The 2037-nt window shown below is 31.3% G+C and carries 1 protein-coding gene; it reads left to right on the top strand.

What is annotated here, in order from left to right:
* Window positions 1–2037 (top strand): hypothetical protein (locus OF377_RS03260; protein WP_263836452.1); only part of this gene is annotated, 2037 nt, incomplete at both ends.

Here is a 2037-nt window from a genome sequence, read left to right as displayed (position 1 = left end):
TTACATAACTTATACTCCTGAACTAATTATTTCAACACCAACAAAACCGGTGACAATTAGTAGTTTTACAAGTGAGGATGTTAATGGCGGACGAAACGGAAACCAAGTTAAGGTTAAGTTTACACTTAACGATCCAGACAATGTTCTTGTAGGCCAGGAAGCAGTAACTGTTAAGTATTCAAATAGTAAAACTAATACTTCTCCGACTATGAGTGCAACAGGAACCATTGGTGTTCAAGGAAGCAACAAGTACCTAGAAGTAATGGTAACTAGCCAATTTAACCAAGATTGGTTTATTAACCAAGTTGTTCTTAATGCGAAACCAGCTCGTGCTTTAACGAATGTTGGCATTACAAGTAACACTAATAAAATTTATGAATCAACAGCATCTAATGCAGCAGAATATAAATACCGTGTGAACCTTGGTTTAAACAGTATTGCCAATAACCACCAAAATAGAATTACAACTGTTTCACCTAGTGACCACAGCGTAGTTACAACATTAGTTCTTAAAACAAATGCTTTAAATACAAATGCAAACATTTTAAACACTTCTATTAACAATAATAAATGAGCTAATCTTAGCAATATTAAAATTAAAGCAAGATTTAATTATACAAACGCTCGAAACAACGCTGTAACTATTGATACACCGGAAGTTAATTTAGGAAACAACGGACAAGTTCAAACTACTTTAAGATTCCCAACTGATGCATCAAGCACTACACACTTTAGATTAAGTCATTTATACTACAGAATTAATGGAACTAATGATTGAATCGAAATTCAAAACCCTTCAAACATTTGAACAGAATATGAACACCTAAAACCAAGTGTTGACATTTATCAAAATGAAACTAATGGTTTCAAGGCTCTTGAACAAAATTTCTCAGCAGTCGGAAGTGCTAACGAATATAATAATTTCCCAAGAAATACATCAATAGATCTTATTAAAACTCAATCATTTACACATGAATTTTCTTTAAATAATGTTTATTTACAAAATGCTCAAATCGATGAACGAGAAAAAATTGTTTTAGTATTTGAAGAAAGCTATACAAATCAATCTAATCAATCGTTTGCCAAGGAAATTGGATTTGAACTATCTAAAAAAACATCTAATTCTATTATGTCTCAGCATTATTCATTTACTGATGAACAACATCCATCACGTCACGCATCGGATCGAAAAATTAATTTAAGTGTAAAAATAACTGACATGAAAGCTGGTTATAAATATCGTTTAAAACGTTTCTATTTTAAAACTAATCCAACAGATAGAAATGGAGTACCTAATTTGTCAGAAGTAAATACATTTACATTTAACTTTGATAACCCAAGTCAAAATACAATTAATTCACATGGAACCATAAAAAATGAACCATTCTATCCCGCACCATTAGTTCCATGATTATTAGAAGCAGACACTAAGATTTCAACAAAAGAAGTTTGACGTTCAATAGGTCCTAATTGAATACCTCAAACTACTGGTGTTTATGCGGATAAATTTATTGAATTGCAAACTTCATATGGTTGAGGTAAAATTCTTGAGTGATTAAACAACGAAATACCAAATACCCCAAAAGTTTTTACATATAATTCAGACCCACGAATAGCAAGTATAAATCAACAAGTTTTAGGACAACCAATTCAAACAAAATATACATTAAAAGAATTATGAATTCAAAGAATCGCAGAGGAAGTTGGCCGTTACTATGCTTTAGTATCATTAGGAAAAAATTATCGAAACGCTAAAATAGATGGTTATAATAATGGACATGCAGTTTATTTAGGTTCGTTTTATTGAGACGATAGATATTCATTATCAAGCGTCTCATTAGGATTTAAAAATGTTAGCCAAAAACAAAGATATGGTAACTTCTATGATCCACGACGTAATCCAAATGATATAGTTTTTGAATATGCTCCTGTTTTGGGTGGTAAGACATTGCACGCAGATATGCGTAATAATAAATTTAATTTAAATAATTATAGAACTATGATTGAATCGTTCATGCAACAAGCAACCGGCGGTTG

The organism is Ureaplasma sp. ES3154-GEN (genome assembly GCF_025780075.1).
GTDB lineage: Bacteria > Bacillota_I > Bacilli_A > Mycoplasmatales > Mycoplasmoidaceae > Ureaplasma.
The sequence above is the reverse complement of the archived record's forward strand: the minus strand, read 5'-3'. Positions and strand labels throughout refer to the sequence as shown.